24 protein-coding genes are annotated in these 24,915 nt (G+C 70.5%); 12 read left to right on the top strand and 12 right to left on the bottom strand.

The annotated features are described in order from the left end of the window. Both Pth03_RS42235 and Pth03_RS31780 read right to left on the bottom strand, forming a co-directional pair. The coding region (locus Pth03_RS42235; protein ID WP_203948131.1) for a malectin domain-containing carbohydrate-binding protein at positions 1-976 on the bottom strand (976 nt) is incomplete at its 3' end. A gap of 250 nt (positions 977-1,226) precedes the next feature. Next, entirely contained in the window at positions 1,227-1,640 is a 414-nt protein-coding gene (locus tag Pth03_RS31780; RefSeq protein ID WP_203948132.1) for a hypothetical protein, read from the bottom strand. 227 nt (positions 1,641-1,867) lie between these two features. Between Pth03_RS31780 and Pth03_RS31785 the strand changes: the two genes are divergently transcribed. After that, on the top strand, positions 1,868-2,845 hold the full coding sequence (locus tag Pth03_RS31785; protein WP_203948133.1) for a Ppx/GppA family phosphatase: 978 nt from the start codon (positions 1,868-1,870) through the stop codon (positions 2,843-2,845). 62 nt (positions 2,846-2,907) lie between these two features. Further along, complete coding sequence (locus Pth03_RS42240; protein ID WP_275413256.1) at positions 2,908-3,039, top strand: hypothetical protein; 132 nt, start codon at positions 2,908-2,910, stop codon at positions 3,037-3,039. 23 nt (positions 3,040-3,062) lie between these two features. On the opposite strand, the gene Pth03_RS31790 is transcribed toward Pth03_RS42240, so the two are convergent. Then, entirely contained in the window at positions 3,063-3,200 is a 138-nt protein-coding gene (locus Pth03_RS31790; protein WP_203948134.1) for a hypothetical protein, read from the bottom strand. Positions 3,201-3,364: 164 nt separating this feature from the next. Here Pth03_RS31790 and Pth03_RS31795 point away from each other — a divergent pair, with 164 nt between their 5' ends. From Pth03_RS31795 to Pth03_RS31815, 5 genes are all read left to right on the top strand, one after another. Further along, positions 3,365-3,856: a metallophosphoesterase family protein gene (locus Pth03_RS31795; protein WP_203948135.1), complete on the top strand. Its 492-nt coding sequence runs from the start codon at positions 3,365-3,367 to the stop codon at positions 3,854-3,856. 73 nt (positions 3,857-3,929) lie between these two features. Next, positions 3,930-4,343 carry a PH domain-containing protein gene (locus tag Pth03_RS31800; RefSeq protein ID WP_239119514.1) on the top strand — a complete coding sequence of 138 codons (414 nt, stop codon included), beginning with the start codon at positions 3,930-3,932 and terminating at the stop codon, positions 4,341-4,343. A gap of 100 nt (positions 4,344-4,443) precedes the next feature. After that, positions 4,444-4,848, top strand: coding sequence for a DUF3592 domain-containing protein (locus Pth03_RS31805; RefSeq protein ID WP_203948136.1), 405 nt, complete (start codon positions 4,444-4,446; stop codon positions 4,846-4,848). 161 nt (positions 4,849-5,009) lie between these two features. Beyond that, complete coding sequence (locus Pth03_RS31810; RefSeq protein WP_203948137.1) at positions 5,010-7,457, top strand: CehA/McbA family metallohydrolase; 2,448 nt, start codon at positions 5,010-5,012, stop codon at positions 7,455-7,457. A 78-nt stretch (positions 7,458-7,535) separates the two neighbouring features. Then, positions 7,536-8,999: a WS/DGAT/MGAT family O-acyltransferase gene (locus tag Pth03_RS31815; protein WP_203948138.1), complete on the top strand. Its 1,464-nt coding sequence runs from the start codon at positions 7,536-7,538 to the stop codon at positions 8,997-8,999. A gap of 13 nt (positions 9,000-9,012) precedes the next feature. Here Pth03_RS31815 and Pth03_RS31820 read toward each other — a convergent pair whose 3' ends face one another. From Pth03_RS31820 to Pth03_RS31850, 7 genes are all read right to left on the bottom strand, one after another. Further along, the gene (locus Pth03_RS31820) at positions 9,013-10,590 is read right to left on the bottom strand and encodes a serine/threonine-protein kinase (protein WP_203948139.1); all 1,578 of its coding nucleotides are present in this window, start codon (positions 10,588-10,590) and stop codon (positions 9,013-9,015) included. An 88-nt stretch (positions 10,591-10,678) separates the two neighbouring features. Continuing rightward, entirely contained in the window at positions 10,679-11,989 is a 1,311-nt protein-coding gene (locus Pth03_RS31825) for an NAD(P)/FAD-dependent oxidoreductase (RefSeq protein ID WP_203948140.1), read from the bottom strand. A 115-nt stretch (positions 11,990-12,104) separates the two neighbouring features. Beyond that, positions 12,105-12,953, bottom strand: coding sequence for an ABC transporter permease (locus Pth03_RS31830; RefSeq protein ID WP_203948141.1), 849 nt, complete (start codon positions 12,951-12,953; stop codon positions 12,105-12,107). A 44-nt stretch (positions 12,954-12,997) separates the two neighbouring features. Beyond that, a complete protein-coding gene (locus Pth03_RS31835; RefSeq protein ID WP_203948142.1) occupies positions 12,998-13,717 on the bottom strand; it encodes an ABC transporter ATP-binding protein in 720 nt (239 codons plus the stop codon). A 123-nt stretch (positions 13,718-13,840) separates the two neighbouring features. Beyond that, a complete protein-coding gene (gene mctP, locus Pth03_RS31840; protein WP_203948143.1) occupies positions 13,841-15,427 on the bottom strand; it encodes a monocarboxylate uptake permease MctP in 1,587 nt (528 codons plus the stop codon). Further along, the gene (locus Pth03_RS31845) at positions 15,424-15,639 is read right to left on the bottom strand and encodes a DUF3311 domain-containing protein (protein WP_203948144.1); all 216 of its coding nucleotides are present in this window, start codon (positions 15,637-15,639) and stop codon (positions 15,424-15,426) included. Before Pth03_RS31845 ends, mctP begins: the two co-directional genes overlap by 4 nt. A 257-nt stretch (positions 15,640-15,896) precedes the next feature. After that, complete coding sequence (locus Pth03_RS31850; RefSeq protein WP_308442397.1) at positions 15,897-17,540, bottom strand: CocE/NonD family hydrolase; 1,644 nt, start codon at positions 17,538-17,540, stop codon at positions 15,897-15,899. Positions 17,541-17,796: 256 nt separating this feature from the next. Here Pth03_RS31850 and Pth03_RS31855 point away from each other — a divergent pair, with 256 nt between their 5' ends. Beyond that, positions 17,797-19,932, top strand: a complete 2,136-nt coding sequence (locus Pth03_RS31855; protein WP_203948145.1) for an anthranilate synthase component I — start codon at positions 17,797-17,799, stop codon at positions 19,930-19,932. A gap of 76 nt (positions 19,933-20,008) precedes the next feature. After that, the gene (locus tag Pth03_RS31860) at positions 20,009-21,178 is read left to right on the top strand and encodes an amidohydrolase family protein (protein ID WP_239119515.1); all 1,170 of its coding nucleotides are present in this window, start codon (positions 20,009-20,011) and stop codon (positions 21,176-21,178) included. Positions 21,179-21,186: 8 nt separating this feature from the next. Here Pth03_RS31860 and Pth03_RS31865 read toward each other — a convergent pair whose 3' ends face one another. Then, the gene (locus tag Pth03_RS31865) at positions 21,187-21,921 is read right to left on the bottom strand and encodes a GNAT family N-acetyltransferase (protein ID WP_203948146.1); all 735 of its coding nucleotides are present in this window, start codon (positions 21,919-21,921) and stop codon (positions 21,187-21,189) included. 116 nt (positions 21,922-22,037) lie between these two features. Between Pth03_RS31865 and Pth03_RS31870 the strand changes: the two genes are divergently transcribed. The 3 genes from Pth03_RS31870 (at position 22,038) to thyX (ending at position 24,589) form a co-directional block, all read left to right on the top strand. Next, positions 22,038-22,928 (top strand): ABC transporter ATP-binding protein, encoded by an 891-nt coding sequence (locus Pth03_RS31870; protein ID WP_203948147.1) that lies wholly within the window; start codon positions 22,038-22,040, stop codon positions 22,926-22,928. Next, entirely contained in the window at positions 22,925-23,710 is a 786-nt protein-coding gene (locus tag Pth03_RS31875) for an ABC transporter permease (RefSeq protein ID WP_203948148.1), read from the top strand. The genes Pth03_RS31870 and Pth03_RS31875 overlap by 4 nt, the downstream gene beginning before the upstream one ends. 96 nt (positions 23,711-23,806) lie before the next feature. Next, entirely contained in the window at positions 23,807-24,589 is a 783-nt protein-coding gene (gene thyX, locus Pth03_RS31880) for an FAD-dependent thymidylate synthase (protein ID WP_203948149.1), read from the top strand. A gap of 1 nt (position 24,590) precedes the next feature. Here thyX and Pth03_RS31885 read toward each other — a convergent pair whose 3' ends face one another. Continuing rightward, positions 24,591-24,899 (bottom strand): ubiquitin family protein, encoded by a 309-nt coding sequence (locus Pth03_RS31885; protein ID WP_203948150.1) that lies wholly within the window; start codon positions 24,897-24,899, stop codon positions 24,591-24,593. Between the last annotated feature and the right edge of the window lie 16 nt (positions 24,900-24,915).

The following is a 24,915-nucleotide window of genomic DNA, read 5'->3' on the forward strand; positions in this document are numbered from 1 at the left end:
AGCCGGTGACGCCGACGTTGTCGGTGGAGGCGCTCCAGGACAGGGAGACGCTGGAGGTGGTGGTGCCGGTGACCTGGAGGTTGCCGGGCACGCTCGGCGCGGTGGTGTCGCCGCCGCCTCCGGTGGTCTGGGTGGTGCCGGTGACCGAGGCGCTGTTCGCGGACAGGTTGCCTGCGGCGTCCCTGGCTCTGACGGTGTAGGTGTAGGCGGTGCCTGCGGCCAGGCCGGTGTTGGTGTAGGTGGTGCCGGTCACCGTGGTCAGGAGGGTTCCGCCCCGGTAGACGTCGTAGCCGGTGACGCCGACGTTGTCGGTGGAGGCGCTCCAGGACAGGGAGACGCTGGAGGTGGTGGTGCCGGTGACCTGGAGGTTGCCGGGCACGCTCGGGGCCGTGGTGTCGCCGCCCCCGCCACCGCCGCCGGTGATGGAGATGCCCGACACGGTCGCGTAGTTGGCGCCGCCGTTCATGTTGAACTGGATGTTCAGCTGGCCGTCGCTGACCGTGGCGGAGAAGGTCCGGTCACACGCGGTCAGCGCGCCGCAGGAGGCGAAGATGTCGAAGGCGGTGAGCACGGTGGAGTTCTCGGCCCGCACGTCGAACTTGCGCTGGCCGGGGCCGTTCGCCCAGTCCTCGACCATCTTGAGCGTCACCTGGTAGGTGCCGTTGGGCACGTCGAACTTGTAGCCCGACCAGCCGCTGAAGAGCGTGTAGTTCTGGTAGATCGCGTCGTCGGTCGTTCCGGCGATGGCGCTGCCGGTCGAGCCCGAGCCGTACTGCGTGTCGTAACCCCAGCTGCCGCTGGAGTAGGCCTTGTCGGCCACCCATGCGTTGCCCGAGCCGTCGGTCAGGGCCGGGCCGCCGGCGTTGGCACGGATCGGGACGGTGACCGCCCCGTACGCGCTGGGCACGGAGACGGCGACGGGCAGGAGCAATGCCCCCACCGCCGCCATCAATGTCGGAAGGATCCTGCGTTTCATGTGTGCTCCACGTCCAGGGGGGCGGGGGGGAGGGGGTGCGATGGACGCGTGCGCGACGGATGACGTCACGCGAGGGGGGTCTGCGGCCCGCACGGGGGCCTTGGGCATGACAAGTCACTTGGTGGGCGGCGACCGTGGCATGACGCGGTTCCTGCCTGTGTGTTCTCGCCTAACTATTAGTAAGCTTTCCTTTTAATTTGAGGTGAACTTATACGCAGGCAGGAACAGCGTCAATACGTTGTCAGAACCGCTAACGGCTCCCGCCGTACATCTGCATGCCGGCGAACAGGAGCAGGGAGATCGCCACCAGCGCGTACGGCAGGAGCGGCGGGATGCGGTGGCGAGGCGGGTCGGACGTGACCTCGCCCGCCGGGCGCAGGGGGCCGGCCGGCCCAGCAGTCGGTCCGGGGCGCTGCCCGAGGGCGGTCGTCGGGTGATGGGCGAAGTAGCCGGTGGGGAAGGTGGTCACGCTGCCGCACCCGCAGTGCGGGCAGACGGAGCCCGACCACGGCGGCTGCACCTGCGTGCCCTCCCGGGTCCAGATGACGACGTCGTTGCCGTGCCCGTCGGTCTGGCGCCTGACGAGGTACTCCTCCTCCCAGACGCGCAGGCAGTGCAGGCACTCGAACGGCCACGTCTCGTAGGTGCTGAAACCTTCAGGCACCCGGACCACCCCCTAGGGACGCGGGCACACCCGGCGATCTCGTGCCAACCGACGAGGTCGCGATGAACCCCCGCTTTCGAGTGTGGTCGCGGCGCGGAATCCCAGGCAATAGTGCTGCATGTCACGATACGTAATTATTAGATTACTTAGTGCGACCATATCGGTCTGTGATATCCAATAGCGGGGGAGGGGCCGATGTGGGGTGAACGTGGCTGTAGCGTCGGATCATGCGACTCGGAGTCCTGGACGTCGGTTCCAATACGGTGCACCTGCTGGTCATGGACGCACACCAGGGCGCGAGGCCTCTCCCGGCGTACTCCCACAAGGAGGAGCTGCGCCTGGCCGAGCATCTGGATGCCGGCGACCGCCTCTCCGACGAGGGCGCGGAGAGGCTGCGCAAGTTCGTCGCCGACGCGATCCGCATCGCGGAGGACAAGGGCGTTGAGGACCTGGTGGCCTTCGCCACCTCGGCCGTGCGCGACGCCGTCAACGGCGAGGAGATCCTGGCCACGATCGAGGCCGAGACCCCCGTCGACATCCAGCTCCTGTCGGGCGACGACGAGGCCAGGCTGACCTTCCTGGCCGTGCGCCGCTGGTTCGGCTGGTCGTCCGGGCGGCTGCTGGTGATCGACATCGGGGGCGGCTCGCTGGAGATCGCCTCGGGCATCGACGAGGACCCGGACGTGGCGGTGTCCCTCCCCCTCGGGGCCGGGCGGCTGACCCGTGACTTCTTCACCGCCGACCCGCCGCCCGCCGAGGAGGTCCGCCTGCTCCGGCGGCACGCCCGCACCAAAATCGCCAGGGAGGTCGGCACCGTCACCCGGTACGGCAAGGCCGACCACGCGGTCGCGACCTCCAAGACCTTCCGGCAGCTCGCCAGGATCGCCGGGGCCGCCTCGTCCAGTGAGGGGCACTACGTGCGGCGCACCCTGGCGCACGGCAACCTCACCGAGTGGGCCGCCCGGCTGTCGGGCATGCCCGGGGCGGAGCGGGCCAGGCTCCCCGGCGTGTCCGCGGGCCGGGCCACCCAGCTCCTGGCGGGCGCGCTCGTCGCCGACGCCGCGATGGATCTCTTCGAGCTGCCCGTGCTCGAGCTGTGCCCCTGGGCGCTGCGCGAAGGCGTCATCCTCCGCCGCCTCGACATGATGCCCACGGCGAGCGCCGATCGGCCCATCAAGCCGATCGGGCCGATGGGCAAGGTATGAACCAGGAGATAAAGGGCAGTCACCGCTAGGGACAGAACGGCCGACCTCATGGGGGATCACGCATGCTGGAGCTGCTGGGTGTGTTCGTCTCCCTGGCGGCGGTGGCGGTGCTCTCCGTGGTCGCGGTGGTCCTGATCGCGATCGTGGTGCTCGTGGCGCTGGGAGTGCTGGCGGCCGGCACCAAGTGGGAGTAGTGACGCCGCCGCCTCCGCGGGCCTCACGTGGACTCGCGGTCGCCGGACAATGCCTTGACCAGCTCGGTGAGTTGGGCGACCTGCGTCTCCAGCCCGCGTACCCGGGCTTCCAGCTCGACGAGCCTGGGGTTCTGGAAGCCGTCGGCGATCTGCCTGCTCATCGTTCCTCCCGAGCGGCGCCGGGCGGGGGCCGGCGTAGGTGCGTGCGGCACGTGGCGACGTGTCGCGGCGGGGACGAGGGTTCCTATTCCCCTGAATATTCGGTGTTATCCCGCGATTCCTGCTTCACTTGCGCGGGCTCTCGCCGTCGTGGGAGGACGTCACGATGAAGATCGCGGTGCTGGCGGACACGCACGCGCCCCGCCGGTGGAAGTCGTGCCCCGCCACCGTGGCCCGGCATCTGCGCCAGTCCGACGTGATCCTCCACGCCGGAGACGTCTGCACCGCCGCCGTGCTCGACGAGCTCGCCCAATACGCTCCCGTCCACGCCGTGCTCGGCAACAACGACGGGCCCGACGTCGCTGCCTGGGGCGCACCCGAGACCGTGGAGCTCGATCTCGCCGGCCTGCGGGTGGCGATGATCCACGACAGTGGGCAGGCCTCCGGCAGGACCGCCAGGATGCGCCGCCGCTTCCCTGACGCCGACCTCGTCGTCTTCGGGCACTCCCACATCCCGATGGACCTGACCGGAGACGGCGTCCGCGTCTTCAACCCGGGCTCGCCGACCGACAGACGCCGCCAGCCGCACGGCACCATGGGGCTGCTCACCGTGGAGGACGGCAGCCTCGCCGAGGCCAGGATCGTCGCGGTGGCCTAGCCGTACGGTGACCCCGGTGTCGTGGCGCGAGGCAAGATCTGCGCGAGGCCCGTCGAGGGGTTACGCTGCCACGGTGTCTGATGTTGAGGGGCCGCGGCACGAATGGCGGGTGCCCCGGCGGGTCACCGCGCTGAAGGCGGCGGGTGTGGTCGTCTTCGTCGTGGTCGCGCTGCTCGGCGACCGGCCGCAGTTGCTGCTGGCCGGAGTGGCCGCCCTGGGTTTCGCCCTGCTCGTGTTCCGCGACCTCTACGCGCCCGTACGGCTGGCCGCGGGGGAAGACGGCCTGATCGTCGGCGGCCTGGCCGGCAAGGAGCGGATCTCCTGGAACGACGTCGACCGCATCCGGGTGGACAGCCGCCGCCGATACGGCCTGACGACCGAACTGCTGGAGATCGACGCAGGAGACCAGATCCACCTGTTCAGCCGCTTCGACCTCGGCGAGTCCGTCTACGACGTCGCCGAGGCCCTGATGCGCCTCCGCCCGTGAGAGGCCGGCCCGCGCGGGTGTGACCGTACGGCAACACGATCGCAAGGCACAGGCAAGCTGTTCCCCTTACGGTGCAGCCGTGGTTCAGAATCTGTTTTTCTTGCTCATATTCGGAATCGTCGGCTTCGGTCTGATCGTGGCCGGAGGAGTCATGGGCATCGGCTCCTACCGGTTCCTCCGCCAAGCCCAGCGGGCCGACGGAGAGGTCGTGAGACTGCGGACCCGGCGGACGGGACGGCAGGGGCACAGATCCACCGTCTACTACCCGACCGTGCGGTTCACGACCGTCTACGGCCAGCAGGTGGAGGCGGAGGCGAACATCGGCACCGGGCGCCCTGCCGCCATGCCGGGGGAGCACGTCCCGATCCTGTACGACCCGGAGAAGCCGACGCGCATCCGGATCGACACCCGGCAGGGCAGGGGCGTGGTCGCGGGGGTGGTCTTCGCCGTGGTCGGGCTCGTCTTCTGCGCCGTCGCCGCCTACATCTACGCCGTTTCCCCATGACCCCCAGCGCCTGAGCACCCAACAGTGTGAAGTGTCCGATGGATTAATAAATCGGACATATTTGCTTCTAGTGTCATTCAGCTCGGGCGACAGTGCGATGGCTAGCGTTCTCCGGGTTCACCGCCGAGATCTTCTCGGAGGGGCACCTAAGGGGAACGTCAATGGAGTTGAACAGAAGGCAGTTCATCGTCGTGGGCGGGACGGTGGCCGCGGCCGCTGGACTGTCCGTGGAGCAGGCCACGGCAGCCGACGCCGCCGTCGCCGCCGAGGGTTCGAAGAAGCAGGCGCCGCGCGGTGAGTGGCTGGCCGGGGACACCCACGCGCACGACGACCACTCGTCCGACGGCAGCCTGCCCCGCCAGACGTCCAAGCAGACGCTGCCGGGCAACCTCCCGGTGGGCGACCAGATCGGCGAGGCCGAGCGGGTGGGGCTCGACTTCCTGCCGCTGACCGACCACCGCACCTACGACCAGCACTGGGACCCCCAGTGGCGCTCGTCGAAGCTGATCCTCATTCCCGGTGAGGAGGCGAACGGCTCGCCGCACGCCACCGTGCTGGGAGCGGTCGACACCGTGGTGGACGGTGCGAACCCGCCCGGCTCTCCGGGGTTCCGGCACGTCCAGCAGTCCATCTGGGACGCGCACGCGCAGGACGCCTCCTGGGGCACCGCCCACCCCGACGACGGCGAGTACACGCCCGCGGCCGGGCCCAACGACAACGCCAGCGCGCAGGGCGTGAACACCGTCGAGGTGTGGAACGTCGCCTCCGACCCCGACGCGGAGATCGACTACGCGGAGAACCGCTGGAACAAGGGCTTCCGCTTCGGCGCCGTCGGCGCGAGCGACTGCCACTTCCGCGAGGTGTGGGGGAAGGCCAGTCCCGGCCAGCCGACGACCTGGGTGTTCGCCGCCGAGCGCTCGGTGCGCGGCATCCTCGACGCGATCCGCGCCGGCCGGACGGCGGTCTCCGCCTCCCCGCAGGGCGCCCTCGTGACGATCGAGGCCGACGTCGACGGTGACGGGGTGTTCGAGGCGATCGGCGGCGACGAAGTGATCGTCCGTGACCGCCGCCTGTCCAAGAAGGCCCGGCTCCGCGTGCGCGTCCGCGGCGGCGCCGGCGCCCGCGTCCTGGTCTACGCGTCTCCCGGCCGGTCCGCCGGACCGCTCGCGACCTTCACGCCCAACTCGGCCGACCAGACGTACGTCGTCCCCTTCACCCTCGGCGACGTGCACAACTGGTTCCGGGCCGAGGTCCGGGCGCCGGGGGACCCGTCGGGCGTGGACGCCGACCCGAACCTCCCCGACCAGCTTCGCGCGGCCACCTCGCCGGTGTTCGTGTCCGTCGACGCCCCTGCAGCGCCGGCCCCGGAGATCCCCCTGCCGGCCGCGGACCGCCGCGACGACCGGGCGTCCCTGGTGATCGGCGAGACCGGGGAGTTCGCCGGCTTCGCCGACGTGGCCGGGAACGACGGGGTCGCCCACGTCGTCGCCGAGGTCCACAGGAACCACAGGACCTCGGTCGTGTACCGCATGGTCAAGCGTCATGGCCACCCGGCCCACGAGGTGGAGCTGTCCGCGGGCTCGCCGACGGCCTCCTCGCCCAAGATCGCCGTGTCGGGCGACGACGTGTGGGTCGTGTGGCAGGACTCGCGGGGCCAGGAGAAGCCGCACCGGTCGCAGATCTTCCTGCGGCACAGCAAGAACGGCGGACACTCCTTCGAGCCGGCCGTGCGCCTGACCGACACCCAGGGGCGGGCGATCCACCCGGACGTCTCGGTGGTGGACGGCAGCCACGCCGTGGTGGTGTGGGCCGACAACGACGGCGGCGCCTTCGACGTCTACGCGCAGGTGATCGGCGTCGACCACGCCCCCGTCAACCTGTCGGCGGCGGGGAAGACCGTGACGCCCGGCATCGCGACCGACTCGCGGTCCCCGCGCTACCCCGCCTCGCTCTTCCCGGCGATCGCCGTCGGTAAGGACGGCGGCACCGTGGTGACCTGGCAGGACAACCGGTTCGACCCCGATCCGCTGTGGACCGGGCACACCCCGCCGGCCGGCTCGCCGGCCAGTGGCAACACCGACCCGGACAACTGGCAGATCGTGGCGAGCACCCGGCCCGCCAGGCAGAAGAGCTGGTCGGCGCCCGTGCAGGTCAGCGCCGCCACCGACGCCGCGGACCGGCACCCGAGCATCGCGGCCGACCGCGACGGCGCCTTCGTCGTCATGTGGGAGACCAAGCGGCTGGCGAGTTCGGGCGCCAACCTGTCGCTGCGGGCCGCCCGCTCCACCGACGGCGGCCACACCTGGTCGGCGTCCGAGCCCGTCGCCCTCGACCCGGACGCCATGAGCCAGCGCCCGCGGTTGAGCCGCGACGCGGACGGATCCGTCCGTGCGGTCTGGTACGACACCCGGTCCACCGACTGGCGGTGGAAGGTGTTCACGGCCAAGCTGGACCGGACCACGGGATGGACCGGCCCGGTCCAGCTCAGCACCCGCGGCAACGGCACCTTCCCGTCGGTCGGCGGCGGCTTCGTGGTCTTCACCGGCGACCGTGGAGCCACCCGGACCCAGCGCGACGGAACCCAGCAGATCTTCCTGCTGGAGCCGTGAGCGGAGTCCCCCGCGCCGGGTCGGCAGGCCCGGCGCGGGGGACGGTCCAAGGCCGGGTTTTCGGGGCAGGTGTAGGGAATGGGGCGGCAGCTCAGCGCGCTCGACGCGCAGTTCCTCAACTTCGAGACGGCGACCAACCTCGCGCACATCGCGGGGCTGAGCATCCTTGACCCGTCCACGGCGCCCGGCGGCGTGATCACGCGGGACGACCTGGTTGACCTGCTGTCCAGGCGGCTCCACCTGGCCCCGCCCCTACGCCGCCGCCTGGTGGAGGTGCCTCTCGGGCTCGACCACCCTTACTGGGCCGAAGACGAAGAGGTCGACTTCGACTATCACGTCAGGGAGCTGGCGCTGGCGCCGCCGGGCAGCGATCATCAGCTCGCCGCCCAGGCCGCCCGGCTGCACAGCAGGCGGCTCGACCGCAGGCGCCCCCTGTGGGAGCTGTACCTGATCCACGGGCTCTCCGGAGGCCGGGTGGCCATCTACACCAAGGTGCATCACTCCGCGATCGACGGGGTGACGGGCGCCGAGGTGCTGGCCGCGCTCATGGACTTCACGCCGGTGCCCCGCGAGGTCGATCCGCCGCAAGAGGAGCCCGACGTGCCCTTCTGGGAGTCGGCGGCGTACGCGCCCGAGCCCGTCGAGATGCTCATCAGGGGTATCGCGCGTGTCCTGGACAACCCGCTGGCCCTGATGCGGTTCCTGGGCGAGGCGGTCGCGCGGCTCGACGAGGTCCCGATCGTCTCGCAGATCCCCGGTGCCGGGCTGCTCGCCCGCCTGGTCCGCGGCACCCGGGCCGGCCTTCCCGGCCTGCCGCGCATGTCGGTGCCGCGCACGCCGTTCTCCGGACGCGTCTCCGAGCATCGCAGGTTCGCCTTCGGCGCGGTCTCCCTCGACGAGGTCAAACAGGTCAAGAACGCCTTCGGCGTCACCGTCAACGACGTCGTGCTCGCCCTCTGCGCGACCGCCCTGCGCCGCTGGCTGGCGAAACGGGACGAGCTGCCCCGCCTGCCGCTCGTGGCCGGCATCCCCCTGTCCACCCGTGGCCAGCGGGCCGACGACACGCTCGCCAACGAGGTGACGCTGGCGTTGACGACCATCCCCACCGACGTCGCCGACCCGGAGGAGCGGCTGCGCACGGTCAGCCGCAACATGAAGGTCGTCAAGGAGCGGTTCGCCGCCGCCCCCGCGACCTGGCTGCTGGAGTTCAGCCAGGCGATGCCGGCCGCGCTGAGCGCCCTGGCCAACCGGGCGGCCTTCAGGCTGGCCTCCCGTACGGCTCCCGCGATGAACCTGCTGATCTCGAACGTGCCGGGGCCGCAGTCGCCGCTCTACATCTGCGGCGGGCGGGTGCTCGCGCAGTACCCGATGTCGGTGATCACGGACGTGAGCGGTGGGATCAACATGACCGTGTTCTCCTACGACGGGAGGATCGACTTCGGCATCGTCGCCGACCGCGAGATGGTGCCCGACGTCTGGGATCTGATCGACTACCTGCGGGACGCCCTCGCCGAGCTCGTACGGCTGGCCCGCGCGTCCTGACCGGCCACGGCCTCTAGCCCGCTACGGCGAACGAGCTGCCCGTCAGCGGCTTGCCGGTCACGGTGCCGACGCACCGGAAGACCCGCAATCCTTGCGCGAACTGCAGCGCGCTCGGGGGCATCACGCTCACCTCCCACCGGTCGGGCGTGATCTTCCCGGCGGCTCCGGTGCGGGACTTCTCCAGGGTCGACATGGTGCACAAGGCGGCCACCGCGGGATGCCTGGCCACGACCTTCTCGTTCGAGGTGGTCAGCTCGAGGGGGAGCGGGGCGATGGCGAAGGTCTCCCACGTGTGGGGCCCGGAGCATGGGACGGCCTGCGCGGTCACGTCTCCCGCCATGATGTTCAGGCCGCCCCAGCACTCCGGCTCGGCCACACACTGCGCCCCGACGACGCCCGGCACCTCCGATGCCGGACAGTTCCGCATGGTGACCGCCACCTTGTAGTCGGGCGGAGGAGGGCCTCCCGGCGGGCCTCCCGGGGATCCCTGCGAAGGCCCAGGACCATTGAGGAACAGCGCGGTCACCCCGGCGCCGAGCATCACGGCGAACACGACGGCCACGATCCCGAAGACCATCGAGGGCCGCGGCCCGCCCGCGCGTCCGCCCGGAACGGTGGGAGGCCGGCCGGCCTGCGACAGCAGCCCGGGTCCCGTCGTGCTCCGCGAAGGTTCGGCGCCGCCACTGGTCTCGTCCCGGCCGAGCCCGCCGTGATCGACGGGAGACACCCCGGGGGCCTGACCGCCGGCCTCCGCCACGGGGCCGTCGAGGTCGGCCGCCGCCAGCGCGTCGCGCAGCTCGGCCGCCGTCTGGGTGCGCTGCCGCGGATCGGTGGCCATGCCGCGCCGCAACACGTCGGTCAGCTCGTACGGCACGCCCTCGATGTCGGGAATGGGCCGCCGGTGCAACGCCATGATCACCGCGAGGTTGACCACGCCGCCCGCGGGGAAACGCGGAGGCCTGCCGTACAGGAGGGCGTAGAGCGTGGCCGACAGCGCGTAGACGTCCCCTGCGGCGGTCGGCTCGGTCAGCTCGAACGCCTCCGGCGGGGCGTAGGCGGGCGTGAGGGACTCCAGGGTCACCGACATCTCGTTGCCGGCGGCGGCGCCGGGCCTGGTGGCCAGCCCGAAGTCCGACAGCGCGACCATGCCGTAGGAGTTGACCAGGATGTTGGCGGGCTTGACGTCGCGGTGCAGCACCCCCTCCGCGTGCGCGGCGGCCAGCGCGTCGGCGATCCTGACGCCGATGTCGCGCACCTCGCGGGCGTCCATCGGGCCGTGTTCCTTGAGCCGGTCGGCGAGGGAGCCCCCCGGGCACAGCTCCAGCACCATGTACGGCCGGCCGTCGGGGAGCATGCCCGCGTCATAGACGTCGGCCACGTGGGGGTGCCCGGACAGGGCCCCGGCGGCCGTCACCTCGCGCATGAAACGCCGCTGGTCGCGCTCCGACACCAGCACCCGATTGTCGATCTTCAGGGCGACCTCGCGGCCCACCGCGAGCTGCCTGGCCCGGTAGACGACGCCGAACCCGCCCTGGCCGAGCACCCCGAGCACCTCGTACCCCGGCACCAGTGGCGCGCCCGTCTCGTCCACTTCCGCTGCCTCTCGCCTGGGGGGAACGTCCGCGTCGCGCACACTACCGGAGTCGGCGCGCCGTCGATCGTTTACGCGAGGACAGGCGTCAGCCGGTCGGGTCCTGAGGCCGTTCGGGAGTCGTTCCGGCGAGCGGGACGGCCGAACCGTGCACCAGGTCGAGCTGGACCGTCTGGCGGGGCAGCACCGCGTCCAGCAGCCAGTTGCCGGCGATGCGGGCCCTGCCGCCGGGAAGCGCGAGCAGGTGGTAGCCCCGGGTGACGGCCTTGGCCACGATGCCGGACAGCGGCACCCCCAGCGGGTTGGCCGCCGCCTTGACCCCGCCCAGGTCGACGACGAACCCGAGGTCGCTGTGCTTGTACGGCTTCCGCCTGCCCCTGCCCAGGGAGGCGGCCACGTTGTGCGCGACGCGCTTGCCCTGGCGCTGGGCGTGCTGGGCGGTCATGGTCGTGTACTCGCCCGGTCTGGTGAGGTCGGGGACGGCCGCGGCGTCGCCGCAGGCGAAGATCTCCGGATGGCCGGGCACGTTCAGGTACTCGTCCGTCAGCAGGCGGCCTTTCTCCGTGGGCAGGCCCAGCGACTCCACGAAAGGATCGGGCCGAACGCCCACGCACCAGATCAGCGAGCGGGTCGGCACGAACTCCCCGTCGGAGAGCTTGACCCCCTCGGCGGTCGCCTCGGACACACTCGTGCCGGTCCGGATCTCCATCCCGCGCTTGACCAGGGTCCGGTGGGCGGTCCGGGACAGGTGCTCGTCGAGCTCGGGCAGGATGCGCGGGGCGAGGTCGGCGAGGATCCAGCGGAGCGGCTGGTCGCTCAGGCCCGGCCGGTGCCTGCGCGCGTCCCGGGTCAGCAGCTGTCCCTGGGCGGCGACCTCGGTGCCGGTGTATCCCGCGCCGACCACGACGAACGTGCAACGGGCGGCCCGCTCCTCCGGATCGTCGGCGGCGTCGGCGAGCTCGATCTGCCGGATGAGGTGGTCGCGCAGATACAGCGCCTCGCCGACGCTGCGGAAGCCGTGGGCGTGGTCGGCCACCCCCGGGATTGGGAGCAGCTTGTTGACGCTGCCCACCGCGAGGACCAGCCGGTCGTATCCGATCTCCCGGGTTTCGCCCTCCGGGTCCGTGCAGGTCAGCCGCCGGTTCTCGATGTCGACGGAGTCGACCGAGGCGAGCAGGTGCCGTACGCCCGGGCAGTTGCCGGACAGCGGGATCGCGACCTTGCGCGGGTCGAGGATCCCCGCGGCGACCTCCGGCAGCAGCGGGAGGTAGAGGAAATAGTCGGTCGGGTTGATCAGGATGATCTCCGCCGTCCCCCGGGTGATCCGGGCGAGGGTTCTGGCCGCGGTGAAACCCGCGAAGCCGCCTCCGACGATCACCACTGTCTGCCGCTCGGCCATGATTATGAACTCCCGGGTTCGCGGAATCGGTTGCCCTTGGCTGCCTGCCCCTTTTATGACAGATCGACCATCCAAGTACATAGAGAAGACGATTCGGCGGGCTGCAATGTGACACTCACTCGCCGAAACGGGACAGCCGCCCCTTCGCGCGGGCGTGCCGGAGGGTCACCGTGTAGAGCGCGAGGGCCAGCGCGACGTAGACGACGTCGAGCGCGGCCGCGGCGGCCATGCGGTCCCACGGGATGGCGGCCCCGCCGAGCACGTCCCGCATCCCCTGGAAGACGTGGGTCGCCGGGACGAACGAGGCGACCACCTGGAGGCCCGACGGCAGCACGGACACCGGATAGAAGACCCCGGCGATCGGCTGGAACACGAAGACAAGGCTCCACGCGATCACCTGGGCGCCCTCGCCGAACCGCAGCACACACGAGATCGCAACGATGGCCAGGGACCAGCCGAGCACGAGCAGCAGGCCCATGAACGGCACCAGCGCCACCCCGATCGTCAAGATCCCGAACCCGTAGAGCAGGTAGGCCATCGTGCCCATCATGGCGACGCTGAAGACGACCTTGGTGAGCGAGAACACGATCAGCCCGCTCAGGTACTCCGTCGTCGTCAACGGCGTGACGTGCATGTTCAGCAGGTTCCGCGACCAGATGTCCTCCAGGAAGCCGATGGCGACCTCGTTGGAGGCCCGGTGGAGGATCTGCCACAGCAGCACCGCCCCCAGCAGCATCGACACCACGAACGGCACCTTGCTGGCCTGCAGGTACACCGTCACGAACCCCCACACGACGAGCTCGATCGTCGGCCAGAAGACGATCTCGAAGATCCGGATGGGGCTTCGCCGCAGCGAGGCGAGGTCGCGGCGCACCACGCCGGAGATCCGGCGGCGCCGGGCGGCGGCGCTCAGCGGGGGAAGCACCGTGGTCGTTTCGGGCACCGTCGTCATATCGAGGGTCATGTCGCTGCCTTTCGCTCCGGACCCCGCACGCCGGGGCAGGCCGTCTACTGGCGGGCCACCTTCAGGAACACCTCTTCGAGGTCGGCCACCTCGAAGTCGGCGGCGAGCTCGGCCGCCGTGCCCGACGCGACGATCCGCCCGGCCGACATGAAGTGGATGCGGTCGCACATGCGCTCCACCTCGCGCATGTTGTGCGAGGTGATCAGCATCGCGCGTCCCGACTCCCTGGCCAGGTCGACGAGCAGCCGCCTCACCCGGTCGCCGGTGTCCGGGTCGAGCGCCGCCGTCGGCTCGTCGAGCACGAGCAGCCGCGGCTCGTTCAGCAGCGCCTTGGCCAGATGCACGCGGGTCTGCTGCCCGGACGACAGGTCGATCACCTTGCGCTTCAGCAGCGACCCGATGTCGAGCAGCCCGACGACCTCCGCGACCCTTCGCGCCGGGTGCCGCAGGCCGTACAGGCGGGCGAAGGCGTCGAGCACCTCACGCACCTGCAGCACCCCCGGCAGGCCGAGATATCCGGCCGAGAAGTTGACCTGGCTCAGCACCTCGGTGCGGTGCCGGTCCAGGTCGAGCCCGAAGAGCCTGACGCTGCCCGAGTCGGGAGTCACCAGGCCGAGCAGCATGTGGAGGGTGGTCGACTTGCCCGCGCCGTTCGGCCCGAGCAGCCCGGCGATCTCACCCTCCGCGACGGTCAGGCTGACCTCCTCGACCGCCGTCACCGGGCCGAACCGCTTGGCGAGCAGGCACGCTTCGAGAATCGCCACCCGTTCAGGGTGCGCGGGAGAGCATGGGCGCGCAACGCAATTTCCGGTACGGCAGGCCGCCCGGGTCTGGCGGCTGGGGTCGGGCGGCTCGGTGGCGCCCCGGCCACCGAGCCGTGCGCGACGTCAGGTGGAGCTGGTGACCTCGAGATCGCGGACGCGGGGGTCGCCCTCGTCGGCGGTGTAGTCGGTCTCGGAGGTGGCGTCCGGCCCGTCGGCGACCTTCGCGGAGCGCGCGATGATCGTGCCGAGCACCGCGACGACCAGGTTGACGATGAGCGCGAGGAAGCCCGCGTAGATCGTCATCTTGGTGTCCAGGCCGAGCTTCTCCAGCGAGAAGGCCGAGCCGCCGAAGTGGGCGTGCTTGGTCGCCGGGTTGGCGATGTTGTACAGCATGACCATGCCCGCCGTCATGCCGGCGACCCATCCGGCGATCAGTCCCGCCCGGTGGAACCAGCGGGTGAACAGACCGAGGGCGACCGACGGCAGCGTCTGAAGGATGATGACGCCGCCGATGAGCTGCAGGTCGATGGAGAACTGCGGGTCGATGAGCAGGATGCAGAGCACCGCGCCCACCTTGACGACCAGCGAGGCGATCTTGCTGGCGGCGGCCTCCTGCGCGTCGGTGGCGTCCCGCTTGATGTACTCCCGGTAGATGTTGCGGGTGAACAGGTTGGCGGCCGCGATCGACATGATCGCGGCGGGCACCAGCGCGCCGATGCCGACGGCCGCGAAGGCCACACCGGCGAACCAGTCGGGGAACATGCGCTCGAACAGCTGCGGGACGACCGTGTTCACGTCGGTGCCGATCGGCTTCACCCCGGCGGCGATGGCCATGTATCCGAGCAGCGCGATCAGACCCAGCAGCACGCTGTAGGCCGGGAGCGCCGACATGTTGCGCTTGATCACGTTCCGGTTCTTCGAGGCGAGCACGCCGGTGACGCTGTGCGGGTAGAGGAAAAGCGCCAGAGCCGAGCCGAGGGCGAGCGTGACGTACTGGAGCTGGTTGTTGGCGTTCAGCAGGATGCCGTCGGTCGGCGCCGGCGTGGCCTCGAACTTGGCCTGCGCCGCGCCGAAGATCGACTCCCAGCCGCCCAGCTGCGTCGGGATGTAGATGATCGCCACGAGGATGACCACGTAGATCAGCGAGTCCTTGACGAACGCGATAAGGGCGGGGGCGCGAAGGCCCGACTGGTAGGTGTAGGCGGCCAGGATGGCGAACGCGATGATGATCGGCAGGTCGCCGGTCACCCCCATGGTCTTCAGGACCGCCTCGATGCCGACGAGCTGCAGCGCGATGTACGGCATGGTGGCGACGATCCCGGTGATCGCCACGAGCAGGGCGAGCGTCGGCGAGCCGAACCTCGCCCGCACGAAGTCGGCCGGGGTGACCAGGCCGTGCACGTGCGACACCGACCACAACCGGATCAGCACGAGCATGACCAGCGGATAGACGATCACCGTGTACGGCACGGCGAAGAAGCCCGTCGCGCCCGCGCCGAACAGCAGGGCCGGGACCGCCACGAACGTGTAAGCCGTGTACAGGTCGCCCCCGACCAGGAACCACGTGATCCACGTGCCGAAGTTGCGCCCGCCCAGGCCCCACTCGTGGAGGCTCGCGATGTCGTCCGGCCGCCTCCACCGGGAGGCGACGAACCCCATGCCGCTGACGATGAGGAACAGGACGGCGAAGACGACGATCTCCGTGGTCATCGGCCCCTCCTGCCCATGCGGTAGACGACGAGGGTGGTCGCGACCGCGACGAGCACGAAAGCGAGCTGCAGCCAGTAGAACAGCGGGATCCCGAACAGGCGCGGCTCGACGCTGTTGAACAGGGCCGGGATCAGGGGGATCGCGATCGGCACCAGGAGCAACCAGTTCCATGGACTGCGATCGCTGCGAGGGGTGGTGCGAGGGCTGGTCATCACACGCTCCTATTCGGACATGGATTGATCCGCAGCGTAAGATTTCCGGCCCCGGCGGGACCTCACTGATCGCCAAGCGGTCGTGTTGCCGCGCCGAGCGACACCCATATGGGTGATCGCAGCTTGATGGTGATCATGCAGAACTTCGGCGATCTGTACGACAACCTGCGCCTTCGCGTGCCGTGATCATGCAGAAGTTCATGATCACGACATGCGTTCGCGCTGCTCCCCCCGCACCTCCTCGAACTTCTGCATGATCACGCCGAGGGTGGGGTGAAGCGGGGGAGGATGACGGCGGTCGGATGGGCGGGGGAGTGCAGCACCTCCTGGTCGGAGGGGTACATGGCTGCCCCAAGCGGAAGGGGGTCTCCCGTGCCCGGATTCCTGGCGATCCGCGGGTAGGCCCCGCTGGCCACGTGTACCCGGATCCGGTGGCCCCGGCGGAACCGGTGCGCGATCGGCCACAGATCCACCTCGACCCGGCGCACCCCGTCGGCGCCGGCCTTATCGGAGGGGGTGAGCCGCCTGACCCCTTCGCACACGTTCATGGACGACCCGTCGGGATGGACGTCGCAGATCCGCACGACCATGTCGGTGTGCTCACGGCTCGTGCGCACGTACAGCTCCGCCGCGACCGGCCCGATCATCTCGGTGTCCTCTGCCAGCGCGTCGGAGGTGTAGACGAGCACGTCCTTGCGCGACTCCAGCCGCCGGTTGTCGCGCGGTTCGGAGTTGCCGATGAGCACCGGCCCGCCCATCACGGGCGTGGGGTTGGCGGGGTCGTACCGGTACAGGTCCGGCTCGGCGTCGGCCGGGTTGTCCCGCGAGAGCCCGAAGCCGGGCTGCAGGTGCCATCGCTCGGGGCGTGCTCCGGCGACCGGCCAGTCGGGGTGGTCGCGCCACTCGCCCGCCCCCGTCACGTAGATCCGCACCGGGTCGCGCCGCAGGCCGGACGGGTCACCCATCAGGTGCGCGCGGAACCAGGCCAGGGCGTCGGTGTTGGAGGCCAGGCCGTGCCGGATGTCGGCGTGATACCAGGGGCCGATCGTCAGGTAGGGCTGCCGTCCCGCCTTGCGCATCGCCGCGTAGTCCTTGAGCTGCCACGGCAGGAACACGTCGTACCACCCGCCGGTCATGGTGACCTCCGCGGTCACCTCGCCCACGGTGGCGGAGAAGTCCCTCTTCTTCCAGTACGGCGCGGCCGGGTCGGCGTGATGGTTCAGGAGCTCCTGGAAGAACGGCATCGTACGGCCCGCCGAGGCGAGGTCGAGCTCCGACAGGGGCCGGCCGGACAACACGGCCCGGCGGGTGCGCCAGGGGGCGATGAAGGCCGCCATGCCGCCCAACCGGCCGTCGAGCTGGGCGGTCAGGGTGGTCCAGATGAGAGACGACTCGAGCGCGAACGCCCCGCCGACATAGGCGGCGTCGCGGAAGTTCGAGGCGGTGACCTGGGTGGCCATGGCGAGCAGGTCGGGCACTTCCGAGGCGATCGCCCACTGGTTGTAGCCCAGGTAGGAGGGGCCGTGCATCGCGAAGGAGCCGCCGTACCACGGCTGAGCGCGCATCCACTCGACCGTCGCGAGGCCGTCTTCGCGCTCGTCGCCCAGGGGGTCGAGCAGGCCGCCTGAGCCGAAACCGCCGCGGCAGCTCTGGATGACGACCTGGAAGCCGTGTCGCGCGAAGGTCCAGCCGTACAGCCAGCCGAAGACCCCGGCCCGGCCGTACGGCGTGCGGATCAGGATCGTGGGGGGCTGGTGCGCGCCCACGGGGATGTAGTGGTCGGCCAGAAGGGCCACGCCGTCCGGCATCGGGACGGGAATGTCCCGCCGGACGCGGACCCGGCGGACCGGCAGACCGGGCGCCCGTGGCAGGGGCACCCGGGGAACGGGCAGGTAAGCCACCACCGCCTCCTTAACTTCCTGGTAACAGAATATCAATACGATGTACCACTTTGGGGCCTATCATCCAGTTTGTCGCGTTGCAAGATCGTGGTGGGGTTCGCTAGCCTGGCCGCATGCGAATCTCCGCCTCCTGTCAGTGGTGGCGCCGCTAACCGGCGGCGTGGATATTCGCATTCGCGAGCAGAGTGACTGGCCGCCCCGAGAGGCGGCCTTTCTTGTGTCCGCCCCCGGGGCATTCGACTAAAGGGGCGAGACAGTGGAGAGCAGCGGATACACCACAGCAGGAGGCGTCGCGGTCCAGCGCGTCGTGCGCGAGGTGTCCGAGGAGGCGCTGGAAGAGATCGTGACGGCGCTGGGAGAACGGCGCGGGGGCGCGTTCTCGTCCGGCATGGACTATCCGGGTCGCTACAGCAGATGGGCCTTCGGTTACGTCGATCCGTGCGTGGAGATCGTGGCGAGAGGGCGGCGCATCTCGGCGCGGGCCCTCAACGACCGGGGCAGGGTCGTGCTCCCCGTGATCGCCTCATGTCTGCTCGCCGCCGGGAAGCCGGTGGCGGAGCCGGACGGCGACCACGTTGAGGTCCACGTGCCCCCGTCGGAGGACGTGCTTCCCGAGGAGCAGCGCAGCCGCCGCCCCACCGTCTTCAGCGCGATCCGCGAGGTGATCGCCGCCTTCCGCGGGGACGACCCCCATCTGGGGCTGTACGGCGCCTTCGGCTACGACCTGGCCTTCCAGTTCGAGCCCATCGATTACCGCCTCACCCGGCCGGCCGACCAGCGCGACCTCGTGCTCCACCTGCCCGATCGGCTGGTCGTGATCGACCGGGTGCGCGAGACCAGCACCGAGTTCTCCTACGACTTCACCGTCGACGGCGCCTCCACGACCGGCCTGCCGCGCACCGGCGACAGCTTCCCGATCACCGCCCCCACCGAGATTCCGAAAAATCCGGAAAGGGGGACGTATGCGCAGGTCGTCGCCAAGGCAAAGGAGAAGTTCAAGCGCGGCGACCTGTTCGAGGTGGTCCCCGGGCAGGTCTTCCACTCCTCCTGCACCGATCCCTCGGCGTTCTACCGGTCCCTGCGCACCGGCAACCCGGCGCCGTACGAGTTCCTGATCAACCTCGGCGACGGCGAGCACCTCGTCGGTGCATCCCCCGAGATGTACGTGCGGGTGACCGGCGACCGGGTCGAGACATGCCCGATCTCCGGCACGATCGCCCGCGGCGCCAACCCGGTCGAGGACGCCGAGGCAATCAGGACCCTCCTGTCCAGCGTGAAGGAGGAGTCGGAGCTCACGATGTGCACCGACGTCGACCGCAACGACAAGTCGCGGATCTGCGTGCCCGGCAGCGTGAAGGTCATCGGCCGGCGCCAGATCGAGATGTACTCCCGCCTCATCCACACCGTCGACCACATCGAGGGCCGCCTGCGCCCCGAGTTCGACGCGCTCGACGCCTTCCTCACCCACATGTGGGCGGTCACCGTCACCGGCGCCCCGAAGACGTGGGCCATGCAGTTCATCGAGGACAACGAGGCGACCACCCGCCGCTGGTACGGCGGCGCCGTCGGATTCATCGGCTTCGACGGCTCCATGAACACCGGCCTGACCCTGCGCACGGCCCAGATCCGCGACGGGGTCGCCGCGGTGCGGGCGGGCGCGACGCTGCTGTTCGACTCCGACCCCGAGTCGGAGGAGCGGGAGACCGAACTGAAGGCCAGCGCCCTGCTCGCCGCCCTGGCCGCCGTCGGCAAGGAGCAGGCCCCCGCAGAGGCGATGCCGGCCGCCGACCTGCCCGGCGACGGCCACAGGGTCCTCCTCGTCGACTACGAGGACTCCTTCGTCAACACCCTGGCCGACTACTTCCGCCAGCAGGGCGCCTCGGTGGTGACCCTCAGGCACGGCTTCCCCCCGGCGATGATCGATGAGATCGCGCCGACGCTGGTGGTGCTCTCACCTGGCCCCGCGTGGCCGTCCGACTTCGGCACCGCCGCCCTCATCGACGTCGTGTACGCCAAGGGGCTGCCGGTGTTCGGCGTCTGCCTGGGCCTTCAGGCGATGGTCGAACAGGCCGGGGGCACCCTGGAGTTGCTGCCGTACCCCGAGCACGGCAAGCGCGGCCGGGTCAGGCGCGAGGGCGCGAGCGCGCTGCTGGACGGCCTGCCGGAGGAGTTCGTCGCCGCGCGTTATCACTCGCTGCACGCCAAGCGGCCGGGGGTGCGCGGCTTCTCGGTGACCGCCGCCACCGAGGACGGCGCGGTGATGGCGATCGAAGACGTGGACAACCGCCGTTTCGGCGTGCAGTTCCACCCGGAGTCGATCCTGACCACCGAGGGCGGCGCGGGAGCCAGAATCATCGCCAACGTCCTGCGCCTGGCCGGCCAGGCCCGGTGACGGGCGCTGTTAAAGCGGGTAAAGAGGGGCGCGAAAGCCGTACCGGCACGGGGGATGGGCCGTAAAGTCCACTCCCGTGCCGGAGACCAGAGCGGACGACTTGCCACCGGTTGACCTGCCCGACACGGTGCGTGCGGCGCTCGCCGCTCCCATGGTCGACCACCACTGCCACGGGGTGCGCCGCGACGATCTGTCGAGGTCGGAGTTCGAGACGCTGATGACCGAGGCCGGCGGCCCCGCGCCGCCGGGCACCACGCATTTCGACACCCCCGCGGGCCTGGCCGTGCGCCGCTGGTGCGCCCCCCTGCTCGACCTCGAGCCGCATGCGTCCCCGGCCGTCTACCTGTCCCGGCGGGCCGAACTCGGGGCCGCGGAGGTCAACCGCCGGCTGCTCAGGAAGGCCGGCGTCGCCGCCTTCCTCGTCGACACCGGCCTGGACCGGCCTGAGCTGCTCACCGCCGCCGAGATGGGCCGCGTCGGCGGGGCGGCCGCCGACGAGATCGTCCGCCTGGAGCAGGTGGAGCAGGAGGTCGCCGAGGCCGGCCTGTCGGCCGTCGGATACGTCCGGGCTCTGCGCGACGAGCTGGCGGCCCGGGCGGCGCGGGCCGTGGGGCTGAAGTCGGTCGCCGCCTACCGGTGCGGGCTCGCGCTCGACGCCGCCCGGCCGTCCCGCGGAACGATGATCGCCTCGGCCGGGCGGCGGCTGTCCGACCCGAAGGGACGCCTCACCGACCCCGTGCTGATCAGGCACCTGCTGTGGACGGCGGTCGACGTGGCGAGGGAGCGCAGCCTGCCGCTGCAGTTCCACTGCGGTTTCGGCGACACCGACCTCGACCTCCATCGCTGCGACCCGGCCCTGCTCACCGGCTTCATCCGTGCGGTGGCGCCCGCCGGCATGCCGGTGGTCCTGCTGCACTGCTACCCGTACCACCGGCAGGCGGCCTACCTCGCCGCCGTCTTCCCCCACGTCTACGCCGACGTCGGGCTCGCGCTGACCTACACGGCGGCGGGCTCGGCGGCGGTGCTCGGCGAGATGGTCGAGCTTGTGCCCTTCCACAAGCTGATGTTCAGCTCCGACTGTTACGGCCTGGCCGAGCTGTGCCTCCTGGGGGCGCTCTACCACCGCCGCGGCCTGGCCCGGGTGCTCGCCGCCCGCCTCGCCGAGGACGAGTGGAGCACGCATGACGCGGCGAGGATCGCCCACATGATCGGCTCGGGCAACGCCCGGAGGGTCTACCGGCTCTAAGAGCCTGATCAGAACGACATCAGGTCGAACGCGTCCACGGCACGGAAGCCCATGCGGTGGTAGACCGGTTCGCCGGAGGGGGTCGCGGTCAGAGCGGCCGTGCGGATGCCCCGGTCGCGGGCCAGGTCGAGCGCGGCCCTTGTCATGGCGGCGCCGATGCCGCGGCGGCGATGCTCGGGCCGGGTCCCGATGAAATACAGCGTGAGCAGGCCGTGGCTCAGCCAGGCGACGGCCGTGCCGGCGATCTGGCCGTCGTCGAGGCGACCGGCCAGCTTGATCACGGTGCCGTCGCCGGAGAACGCCTTCTCCCGATCGATCGCGGTAGCCACACCTTCTGGGGGAATGCCGGACACCCGGGCGTAGGCGCCGACGAATTCCGCCAGGTCGGTGGCCTCGGTGATGTGCAGCCCGGCCGGTGTTGGCGCGGAGGCCACCTGGTCGATCGCCATCGTCATGATCGGCATGCGGGCGAGTCGCACGGCGCCGAGGGAGAGCAGACCCTGCGCGGTGCCGGAGTCGCTGTCGGGGCCGACCCACCAGATCCTCGGCAGGCCGTCGAGGCGGCGGCGGGCCTCGGCGAGCGCATCCTGCGGCGTGCACCCGCGAACGCGCAGCACGCCGTTGAGGGGCGCGTGCGGCACCTCGCTGCGGTAGGTCGGCAAGTCGGGGCTTCCGGCAGTGCCGGTGTTCCAGCCGAGCAGGTACGAGCGGTGGGCGGCGAGCACCGTGTCCAGAGACTCCACTCGGAGGAGGCTAATGGGGCGCGTGCTCGGGGGCCGTGAGGGGGTCTCAAGGACGTGCCCGGGCTTCATCATCAAGAAGGAGGACACGCCGGGCAAACTAGATCACAATCGCGGTGATGACTGCGATAGAGATCCGCGATCTTGCGAAGTCGTTCGGTTCGGTGAAAGCGGTCGACGGGGTGTCCTTCACGGTGGAGGCCGGCTCCGTCACCGCTTATCTCGGCCCCAACGGCGCCGGCAAGACGACGACGCTGCGTTGCCTGCTCGGCCTGGTGACCCCGGACTCGGGTGAGGCCCTCGTCGACGGCAGGCGCTATGCCACGCTGCCCCAGCCTGTGAGCGAGGTCGGGGCCGTGCTCGAAGCCACCAGCTTCCATCCGGGCCGGACGGCCCTCGACCACCTGCGCATCCTCTGCGTCGCCGCGGGGCTGCCCGACCAGCGCGCCCGGGAGTCCCTGGAGGCGGTCGGCCTCGGCGACGTCGCCGACAAACGGGTGGGCGCCTTCTCGCTCGGCATGCGCCAGCGGCTGGCGCTGGGGAGCGCGCTGCTCGGCCGGCCCAAGATCTTGATCCTCGACGAGCCCGCCAACGGCCTCGACCCGGCCGGCATCGAATGGCTCAGGGGCTTCCTCCGCCACCTCGCGCACGAGGAGGGAGCGGCGGTGCTGGTCTCCAGCCACGTGCTCGCGGAGGTCGAGCAGACCGTCGACAACGTGGTGATCATCGCCAAGGGCCGGCTCGTACGGCAGGGCACCCTGGCCGAGCTCACCACGAACGGCGACTCGGCCATCCGGATTCGCGCCTCGGACACGGCCACGCTCGCCCCCGCTCTCGAGGCGGCCGGAGCGGCCGTCGACCGGGTGGAGGACGGCCTGCTGCGCGTGCGGGGGCTCGACGCCGAGGCCGTCGGACGGATCGCGCTCGACCAGCGTGTCGTGCTGACCGAGGTCGCCCAGGAACGGTCCGACCTGCAAAAGGTCTTTCTCGAACTGACGGGGGAACGATGATCGGACTCGTCAAGGCGGAGGTGCGCAAGCTGTTCACCACGCGCCTGTGGTGGATCATGCTGCTCGTCATGCTGGTCCTGATCGGCGTCAACCTGACGTTCATCACCGCCTTCGCCGGCGTCACCAGCGAGGCCGGCGGGGCGGCCCTTCCCGCGCGGGACACCGCGGAATGGGTGCAGACCGCCTGGTCGGTCGGCTCGGGTGGCTCCATCTTCGTGATGATCCTCGGCGTCGTCATGATCACCTCGGAGTACCGTTACCAGACGGTCACGGGGACCTTCCTCACCACGCCGCGCCGCGAACGGGTGATCATCGCCAAACTGATCACCGGCGCGCTCGTCGGCCTGCTCTTCGCCCTGGTGGCCCTGGTGCTGGTCGCCGCCGTCGTGATCCCCGCGACGCTGCTGTCCGGGGGAGAGCTCTCGTTGTCGGAGTCGCGCATCCCCCAGGTGAGCGTCGGCATCCTGGCGAGCCTGGCCCTCTACGGGCTCTTCGGCATCGGGCTCGGGGCGCTGGTGCGCAATCAGATCGCCGGAATCGTCGGCGCGGTCGTGTGGGCGTACGTGGTCGAGAGCATCTTCACCGCGATCCCGGTGCTGCACCCGGTGGGCAAGTGGCTGCCCGGCGGGGCGGCCCAGGCGCTGATGAGCATCGACGTCGACACGGGGCTCGGCAGACCCGAGTGGCTGCCCGCATGGGGAGGCGCGCTCGTCCTCATCGGTTACGGTCTGCTGTTCGCCCTGGTCGCCTCGGCCACGACCGTCCGCCGCGACATCACCTGACCCCGGCCGCTGGGCGGCGGGCTCCTCCCGGTCGGTAGGGTGTTGGGCCGGACGGGCCGCGAGTCGGCCACCGTACGGACAATGGGGGAGATCGTCATGCGCAGTGTGGAACCCGAGGTCTTCCTCGTCGCCCGGCCTGAGCTCGACTACGACGAGCTCGCCCGCTACCTGCACGAGATCGGCGGCGAGAGCTGGCTGGACCGGCTGGAGCGCGGCGAGTTCGACGCGCAGAACCTCGCCGAGTTCGCCGGGCGGTTGTGCTACCGCTCGTTCGAACCGGGGCTGAACCCGAACGTGACCCGCATCCGGACGGACCAGACCCAGTACCTCCAGAACATCCTCGCCAGCGCGCACGGATCGGTGCTGGAGCACGTCAGCTTCAGCTTCGTCCTGCACAACGTGTCCCGGGTCTTCACCCACGAGCTCGTACGGCACCGCCCCGGCGTGGCCATCTCGCAGGAGTCGTTGCGGTTCGTGCGGCTGTCGGAGCTGCCTTTCTGGTTCCCCGAGTGGGCCAGGGAGGACGCCGAGCTGATGAAGCGGGCGACGGCGGTGCTCGACCAGCTGGAGGAGTTCCAGACCTGGATGGCCGGCCACTTCGGGCTCGACGAGGAAGGCGTGAAGTTCGCCGAGAAGAAGCACCACACCTCGTTCATGCGGCGCTTCGCGCCGGAGGGGGTGGCGACCGGCCTGGTCTGGACGGCCAACGTCCGGACCCTCCGGCACATCATCGAGTCACGCACCGCCGTCGGAGCCGAGGAGGAGATCCGCCTCGTCTTCCAGCGGATCGGCGAGCTCATGAAGGAGGAGGCCCCGGCGCTGTTCGGCGACTATGTGGTCGAGGACGGCGCCTGGATCCCCGGCTGGCGGAAGGTCTGAACTAGACCAGGCTCGGCATCACGTAGACCTCGGCGCCGGGCGGCAGTCCGCAGGACAGGCCGCCCAGCGTCCGGGCGTTCTCCCCGCAGACGAACATGCTGATGTGCCTGCGGATGTGGCCGTTCTCGTCGCGCAGCCGTTCCTCCAGGGACGGGTGTGTGCGGCGCAGGGTGTCGAGCGCGGCGCCGAGCGTCGGGACGTCCTCCCCGGAGGGGGCGACGGCGAACACGCGCACCTCCGCCCGGTCGCCGATGCAGCGGCGCAGGGCGGGAGGCACGACGAACGTGACCAGCGTGACGGGCCCGGCCATTTAGAACACCGCCATT

The sequence above is a fragment of the Planotetraspora thailandica genome (assembly GCF_016863335.1).
GTDB classification, from domain to species: domain Bacteria; phylum Actinomycetota; class Actinomycetes; order Streptosporangiales; family Streptosporangiaceae; genus Planotetraspora; species Planotetraspora thailandica.